Annotated in this window: 3 protein-coding genes and 3 pseudogenes; all 6 read right to left on the reverse strand. The window is 37.7% G+C overall.

Translation table 11 applies throughout. The features are described 5' to 3' along the window. Nucleotides 1-1271, reverse strand: a pseudogene (locus ACFIJW_RS02095) (hypothetical protein); the annotation flags it as partial. Nucleotides 1272-2095: 824 nt separating this feature from the next. Further along, a pseudogene (locus ACFIJW_RS02100) lies at nucleotides 2096-5137 on the reverse strand (Vomp family autotransporter); the annotation flags it as partial. Nucleotides 5138-5443: 306 nt separating this feature from the next. Continuing rightward, nucleotides 5444-7003: pseudogene (locus ACFIJW_RS02105) on the reverse strand (hypothetical protein); the annotation flags it as partial. Nucleotides 7004-7682: 679 nt separating this feature from the next. Beyond that, nucleotides 7683-8180, reverse strand: a complete 498-nt coding sequence (locus ACFIJW_RS02110) for a hypothetical protein (protein ID WP_375633131.1) — start codon at nucleotides 8178-8180, stop codon at nucleotides 7683-7685. A gap of 133 nt (nucleotides 8181-8313) precedes the next feature. Further along, a complete protein-coding gene (locus tag ACFIJW_RS02115; RefSeq protein WP_375633132.1) occupies nucleotides 8314-8556 on the reverse strand; it encodes a hypothetical protein in 243 nt (80 codons plus the stop codon). Nucleotides 8557-8970: 414 nt separating this feature from the next. Next, a partial coding sequence (locus tag ACFIJW_RS02120) for a YadA-like family protein (RefSeq protein WP_375633133.1) occupies nucleotides 8971-9268 on the reverse strand: 298 nt, incomplete at its 5' end.

The following is a 9268-nucleotide window of genomic DNA, read 5'->3' on the forward strand; positions in this document are numbered from 1 at the left end:
AAGTCTTGCAATTGTCTTAGATTCACTGCGTCTGCATCTTCACTACCAGCCGCTACACCTGTAATTTGTCGTGTTTTGCCAGCATCAACATCACCAACACTAACAGCACCTAATGTAGATTTCCAATAAGATACCTCATTCGTTGCAGGTCCCTGCAGCATAGAAGTATATCCTGAAACACCTGCAGCCCTATTAGCTCTAGTATGGCTTCCTATTGCAACACTCCCTTCCACCATCCCCAAAGCGTCGTGACCTAGCCCGATACTATCCAACGCCTGCGCTTTTGAATAGTAACCGATAGAAATGCCATTGTTAGCATTATCCCATACCGATGAACGCTGACCAATACCAATCCCATTTTCTCCTCGGACTTTAGCAACACGCCCTACGGCAATTGAATGATTACTCTTCGCAGTTGTATAATCATCTGGATATTTATCTGTAATATCATCAGAACCTATTGCGATACTATGCAGACCCAAAGAGTGCGCCGAGCGCCCTATAGAAATACTATTCAAACCTGTCGCCTCTGAACTATACCCCAAAACGATAGCATTTTTTTCTGTCGCCTTTGTAGAGGGACCTATAGCAACAGTATTGTCAGCGAATGCTTTTGCAGTAACACCAATAGCAATTCCCTGATAATTCTTAGCTTCAGATGATAAACCGATAGCTATTGTTCTTTCAGCTGACGCACGTGCAGCGACGTAATAACAGTCTTTGCCTTTACCACAGTCATATGTTTGCTTATTGCCTATCGCAATAGACGACACAGAGGGCGCACTCGCCGCCTCACCCAACTCAACACCTTTGCCACCACCTCTCTGCATTTCACTAACAGGAATAAGTTGTCTTGCTGTCAAAGTATTTATTACAGAACTATTATCAGTCTTTATTGTGGAATTCTTATCACTGTTACCAGAAAGAGTATTGATGAGAAAATTTGCATAGTCACTGGTAGCATCCCCCTTAGGTGTCGTCGCAACACTCAACGCTGTTATATAATTTTCCTTTGATGCACTAGAAGCATCTAATTCACTGTTATCGCTATTATAAGCAGAGATAACATTTTGTGGAGTTCCCACAACAGCACTCTCGACACCTTCAAGGAACATTTTGCTTAAATCGACATTTGCCGAAAAACTAGGAGAAACATTCGATAAAAACGCAACTATTGCAACCAACAAAAGCACCCTCACCAAAGACAAGGGATAAGGAAAATGAGTCCCATTTGCATCATCGTGTGCTAATGTGGCATATAATTTTTTCATAACAAATTCTCCAATGAAAAAACTTAAAAACACCTCCAAAACATAAAAAAGACACATTTTAGCATTATTAATCCTCCTGGAATTCATAATAGAGGATCGTTGCTTAGGATGTGAACATTTTGAGTCTTTTGTTTTGTTTGTGCTTTCTGTATTGAGATCTAAATGTTTGTTTTTGGTTTATGTTTTGTGGACATAGAAATAATACATTTAGAATCTAAGGGTTTTAGTGTGCTGTTTTTTACTAACTAAAAAAGAGGTCTTCCATATTTAATATTACTTTTTACTTGGTAGTCGTTACTATAAAATGCTTTAAAAAAGGTTTTAGTATGTGTTTTCTTAATTATAGACTTTAGTTTTATTAGAAAGCATTTTTTTATTAATAACAAGTAAAATAAAAAGAGATTGTAGTGTGTCCGATATCTAACTTGCTTTGGATAATTGCTTTTTTAGTTAGGACTTCTCTTCTTAAAATATCATGTAATGATATATGCGTGATCCTTTGATGTATCTTTTATCTTTACGCACTACTTATCCCCCCTTTGAAAGTTATTTTATCAAAATGAGTCTTATTAATATACATTCCTGCATGACTATAGACTGTTCAAGAAAATAGCAACATAAAAATATAACTTTTTAGCAATATGGATTCTACTGTGATCTTTTTGCAATAAAAGCATATAAGGGGCTTCTATAAAACCTCAAAGTTTATATCGTCATCAAATATTATGCTTATCTCTAGATAAATACTGTGCGTCTGTAAAAAAATATTCACCCTCATTTCAATAAATAAGGGTGAATGTTTTGTTCGGTTTTTATTGTTCGTATTATTTTATTTTCAGAGTGATTGCACCACCTATTCCCCAATGACCACCAGCACTCGTGGCAGAGAGATTAGAGCGGATTTTTCCATTTTCAGATGTATAACCAGCTCCAAGAGCAAATGCCGATTGTCCACGCCATGTGCCGCTACCAAATGAGACACTCAAAGATCCTGGTTCGTCGAAGTAACGTAGATTGGACACTGCTAGACCAACAGCAGCTGCTTGTCTTGCTTCTTTGCGTACACTCTTAATGTCATAACTTAAAATATTAAACTTCATATCTGTATATTGGTGAGCCCGATCAACGGCATCATCAATAGCATCGATAACGATATTATTCACCCGTTGATCTGTGTAATGCTTTGATTGATCAAGAACGACCTTCATCTGCTGCTCAGTGTAATCATGTAGTTGACCACCATTAACAGCTTCTTTCGAACCTTGTTCAATACGACCATCCGCAACATTATCAATCATAACAGGTTCACTTTCATTCCCACCTTTTAGAGTGATCTTATTGGTCTTTTTACCATCAACATCTTTATCATAGTTAACTGCACCATCAGAAAGATTATTAACCGTATTCTCAATATTATCAACTCTGTCTTCAATATTGAAAACTGTTTCACTAATATTCGTAACCGTAGTGGAAATATTGTCGACTCTGTTTTCAATATGTTTAATATCTTTTTCAACGCCAGTGATACGTTCGTTGGTCTCCCAAAGCTGTCCACCATTGACTGCATCTTTTGAACCTTCTGCAATTTTACCATCTGCTACATTGATAATCTTACTTGGTTGACCATCATGGCTAGCGTCATAAGCTTTTTTCTGCTCATTCCAATTTAAACCATTGGACGAGACATTGTTTTCAACATTTTGAATGCGGTCGTTTATCTTAGACATACTCTCACTTACGCCGTCAAAAGCACTGGCAACGTCATGATAATCCTTCTTTTCAGCAGAACTCCCGTTAGCCTTGAAATGTGTTATCTTGAAAGTAGGAGCGGTCCATTTTCCATTATTATAACCAGCGCCACCACCAAAATACGCAGCCAATTGGTTGCTCATCAAATAAAGCTGCGAACCATTTATAGCATCTGTTGAGTTAGCAGAAATATCTCCATTGGCAAGAAACTTAATTTTGCTATTGGTTCTTCCCTCTCCATGCTGTGCTACAAATGCCTGCTCATCACCGCTCCACAACAAAGCGTCCCCTTTGACTTCTTGTGTAATATTCGTGATTTTTTCATTGACATCTTTTACCACATTCGTCAGATGCGTATTCACACTCTTCACATTCGCATCAAGACCACTCAAAGCTGAGCCAACGTCATGATAATTGGCTTTTGCCACCTGACCATCTTCAACAATAACAGATAAACTATAGTTTGGTCCTTTAAAGGCACCATTTTCGAACGAGGCACCACCACCAAAATAATTTGCTATATCTCCAGATATTTTATTAATTTGGTTCCCATTGATTGCATCATGCGATCCTTGCGCAATTATGCCATCTTTAACATTATGGAGAGCAACAGGGACTTGGTTATCCATCCCACCTAAAGTTACGCTACCATAATTAACGGTACCGTTTTCTTTATCATAAAGAACTGCAGCAGCACTTGTAAGATTAATATCATTAGAAATCTTCTCTATACTTTTATCAAGCTGGGCTTTGTTAACAGCTTCATTACCATTCACAGCTGCCTTCACACCAGAAATTGTCCTATCGTTGCCTGCATTATTTGCAATATTAATTATAGAACCTCCTGTTGCCTTACCTATGGTGATAGTACCTTCATTTTCCTCCTGCTTAACAAGGCTATTTTTTGCTGCATTAGTGATTTGATTTTGGATATTCGTGATAGAAGTATCAACAGCATTAAAAGTAGATTCAAAATCATTATGTAGCTTACCCTGAATAGTGTAAGTGGGAGCCTTACCGTTAGATATATCTGCACCACCACCAAAATATTGTGATGTATTTTAAGAAATTTTTTCTAGATCATTCGTAACAGTGTTAACATTCTGATTAGTAGCAAAGAGCTGCGAACCATTCACTGCATCGGTTGAATCTTCAGAAATGTCTCCATTGGCAAGAAACTTAATTTTGCTATTGTTTTTTTCCTCTCCATGCTGTGCCACAAATGCTTGCTCATCATTACTCCACAATAGAGAATCTTTAGAAACACCCTCAACTTTCTGAGTAAATTCATTGGCTACATGTGTTAAGCGGCTATTCACATTGTTGATATTGTCATCAAGCCCTGTCAAAGCGTCACCAACATTATTATGGTCTTTAGATACTGCTACGCCATCTTCAGAAATGCGCGATAAATGATAGAGCGGACCGAACAAAATACCGTCGCTAAATTCCGCATTCCCACCCAAAATGTTTGCTACATCTCCAGATATTTTTTCAATCTGCCTACCATTGATAGCATCATGCGAATCTTCAGCAATTTTCCCATCTTTAACATTATGGAGGGAAACTGGTGCTGTAGTCTTATCACCACCCAAAGTTATGCTATTATAATTAACGGTATCGTTTTCTTTATCATAGAGAACTGCAGCAGCACTTGTAAGATTAATATCATTAGAAATCTTCTCTATACTTTTATCAAGCTGGGCTTTGTTAACAGCTTCATCATTTCGCTCTGCAGCTTTTACACCAGAAATTGTACGAGCATCACCAGATTTGTTTGCAACATTAATTTCTGTCCCCCCCGTTATCACACCAATGGTAATAGTACCTGCATCTCCTTCCTGCTTAACAAGGCTATTCTTTGCTGCATTAGTGATTTGATTTTGGATATTCGTGATAGAAGTATCAACAGCATTAAAAGTAGATTCAAAATCATTATGTGGCTTACCCTGAATAGTGTAAGTGGGAGCCTTACCGTTAGATATATCTGCACCACCACCAAAATATTTAGATGTATTTTGAGAAATTTTTGCTAGATCATTCGTAACAGTGGTAACATTCTGATTAGTAGCAAAGAGCTGCGAACCATTTACTGCATCGGTTGAATCTTCAGCAATATCTCCATTGGCAAGAAATTTAATTTTGTTGTTTTCTTTGTTTTCTCCATACTGTGCCAAAAATGCCTGCTCATCATTACTCCACAATAGAGAATCTTTAGAAACACCCTCAATCTTCTGAGTGAACTCATTAGCTACATGTGTTAAGCGACCATTCACATTGTTTATATTCTCATCAAGCCCTGTCAAAGCTGTACCAACATTATTATGGTCCTTAGTTACTGCTGCACCATCTTCAGAAATGTGCGATAAATGATAGTGCGGACCAAACAAGATACCGTCGTGAAAGTCCGCATCACCACCAAAAATACCTGCTATATCTCCAGATATTTTTTCAATCTGGCTACCATTAATTGCATCATTCGACTCTTTTGCAATTGTACCAGCTTGTACATTATGGAGAGAAACTGGTGCCGTAGTCTTATCACCACCCAAAGTCACGCTATTATAATTAATGGTGCCATCTGCATTTTTATCATAAAGAACCGCAAAGTTATTTGCTTCTTTAATGACCTTAATACTGTCCATGATATCTGCAATTTCACCATCAAGTTGTTTTTTATTAACGGCTTCATCATCCTTAACTGCTTCTTTCACACCGGAAATTGCACGAGCATCACCTGATTTGTTTGCAATATTAATCTCTGTGCCTTCTATTTCCTTACCGATGATGATACGATTTGTCTCTTCTTCTCGCTTAACAAGGCTATTGCTTTTTATAGTGTCAACAACATCTGCAATCTGACCATCGAGCTGTTGTTTATTAACAGCGTCGTTATTGTTTACAGCAGCCTTCACACCGGAAATTATCCTATCTTCACCCGATTTGTTTGCAACATTGATTTCAGAACCACCTGTTTCTATACCAATGGTGATACGACCTTCTTCTCCACCATCTTGCTTAACAAGACTATTTGCTGCTATTTGATTTTTTATCTCTTGTAGCTGCGCAAAATTCACTGCATCATAAGGTTCTTCCCCAGCTGCCACTCCTGTAATCTGCTTATTGCCAGCATCAATACCATCCACAGTTATTCTAGCCCCATCAGCAAATATAATGCCATCATCACTTATAGAGCTTCTCCCAGCGGTAACTCGTTCCACTGTAATATTGTTAGCTAGATCAAATTTTACATTATTGTCTTCCGCACCTTTTGTAATCTTAAGGTTATCACTTGCAGCCGACAAATCTACCGTGCTCGTTATACCAATCGTTGTGGCATTTTTACCCCCAATAGATAGCTGCCAACCTTGGTCTACGTAAGTTTTTAACGCTTTTAGCTGTGCAACATTAACGGCATCGATAGAATAACTACCAGCAGCCACTCCTTCAAGCTGGCGTGTTACCTTATTTTTATAATCACCAATAGTTGCTGCATGCGCAGTACTTTTCCATACCTCACTGTTTTTATTTTTTTCGCTTAGCTCGATAGGACTGTAACCGCTAGCGCCAGCAAGCGATGTAGTCGAAGAACCGTCCCCAAGAACAACATTGCCATACGCCCGCGTTTCAGCCGCACGCGTTTCAGCATTCTTATCTATAACAATAGCTCCATTACCATCAACCCTCACCTTTGAGGAGTAATCATTCGCGAATGTATATTCCCCAATGCTATCTTGATTATCATATACGGAACCTATCGCAATACCGTCTAGCCCTGAAGCGCGAGCCATAGAGTTTATAGTAAAACTTTTCTCTTTTGCCGTATATTTCTCTGGATCTAAAACAACAGCTTTTTTAGCCCTCTTATCCCGTTTTGAATCAGAAACGAGCGTGCCATTCGCTGTGAAGATGTTTTGCGCATCTTCCCATGCAAATTTTCCGTCAGCTGTTAAAACATTTATTACAGAATTATAACCATCCATACCACTGTTATAATCATCATACGCAGAGATGATGCTTTGCGGATAAACTACGGCAGCATTCTTCACATTTTCGAGAGATGCTTTTGTTAAATCGAGATTTGCTGAAAAAACAGGAGCATCATTCGATAAAAATAAGGCAACCGCAGTTCCTAACGACGCTACTTTAAACAATGATGATCGACGATGTGAGCGAAAAAACTCAAATCACGCAGATTTTGTGTAGTGTATAATTTTTTCATAATACCCCCTTCATAATAATAGATTAAAAACACAAAAAAGGTATGATCTAGAGCCCTAAAGCTTTCTTATTTCCCTTGCATGTCCGCGCTCTTACAACGTGTGTTTTTAGGACATAAATAAAATTAAGACGTAAGCTGTCGTTTCTGCAACGCCTTTAGAGGTGTAATTAGAGGCAGGTTTGTGAAAGTCAATTTGAGGAAGGTAAAAAAATACTTAATATTAGAATAGATTTCGTTTTTCTATCAAAGGTTGCATGTCGTTTTTAGCTTTGATCTCTTTGAAAGAAATATAATTTTTGTACCTATTGATTATCCGCTTAGGCATCAGTTTATTTTTCGTGAATAAGATTTTTTTATTTCATTAGAGGATTTATGAAAGCTTTTTACTAAAATGCCCCATCTATATCCTTACTAATGGTAATGTGTCTCGTTGCTGTATCCTATTTTACAAAAATACTCACTGCTACTTGTTCTTTTATTCCCTTCAGTTGTGAAAAATTCACTGCATCAGTATTGCTAGTTCCTTCTGCAACATTTGTTACTTGTTTACTTGCCGCATTAATACTACCGGTGGTTATTTGTGGGACATCAGTAATTACTAAGCCTGTTGCATCTACTTTTGTTTTTTCTCCTAATGTTATGCTTTTCAATGCTATATCATTAGCCAAACTCAATATGAGCTTATTTTCATCGTCCTTATCTCTTTTAACCCTGAAGTTACTTACTCCAGATGAAAAATTTATTGTACTATCTAGCACCCATATCTTTAACTTCCTCACCAGCAATAAACAGTTTCCACCCTTTTTTCTTACAACTTCTTCTAAATCCTGCAACTGTCTAAGGTTCACTGCATCGGTAGGTTTGCTACCAGCTGCTACGCCTATAATTTGTTGCATTATATTCTTACTAGGAACACCAATACTTACTGCAACTTTCATACTTTTCCATTGAGATTCAGGGTTTTTAGCCGGTCCTTGCAGAAGAGACGTATACCCAAAAACGCCATCAGCCCTACCGGACACAGAGTTGTTCCCAATAGCCCCCCATCAACCGTCACTTTAGAATAAGAACCTAAAGCGATACTTCCAACCCCATTTGCTTTTGAATAGAAGCCCATAGAAATAGCTTCTTGAGCAAATGTATATGCACGGAGTAACCAAGTGAAATCGAACCATATTCTAAAACTTTAGAAACAGCTCCCACTACTGTTGAATAATCACTCTTCGAAAGAGTATAATCATTTTCCCCGTATTCGCTCTTCTTATTATATTCACTACCTATTGCGATACTGCTTTTCTCTAAAGCGTAAGCCATATTACCTACAGAAACGCTCCATTCTTTTTCCGTTTGCGCTCCACTACCCTAAAGCAATACTTGTGTTTGGAGTACGTTGCATATCTGTAGATCGTTGCATTATAAAGCATACGTTTAAAACTATACGAAAATAAAAGCTAAAACTGTCTCCTTTTAATAAAGGGTATATTCGTATTGACATTGCGTGAAGCATTTTAACAAATCAAAATAATAGCAATCAATTTTTTGAATCTTTACCACTAAGGTCTTTTATTCTCAACAAAGTTGTCAGAGGCTTTTTATATTCGGATTTTATATAATTACGGGAGTTTTATACATTTAGAATAGCTTTAGAGAGCTCTGGAAAAAGATAAAAAATTTGCCTTTTTCTTATTTAAGAAAAGGGCAAATCAATTTTATGGATTTAGTCGTTTATTAGTTGAGTATCACATTAACCCCTGCACTTATACCCCAGTGACCTCCAGAAGTGGTAATTGACAAGTTGGAACCAATATCACCGTTCTCTGAAGTATAACCTGCACCAAAAGCAAAAGCAGATTGACTACGCCATAAACCACTACCAAATGCGATTGTTAATTTTCCAGGAATATCACTATAGCGTAAACCAGCTACCGCTAAACCAACAGCTGCTGCTTGTCTTGCTTCCTTGCGAACATCCTCAATAGCATAATTCAATGTCTCAAACTTCATATCCGTATACGAATTAGCCTCA

Source organism: Bartonella sp. MM97QHHN (assembly GCF_042194285.1).
In the GTDB taxonomy this organism is placed as follows: Bacteria; Pseudomonadota; Alphaproteobacteria; order Rhizobiales; family Rhizobiaceae; genus Bartonella.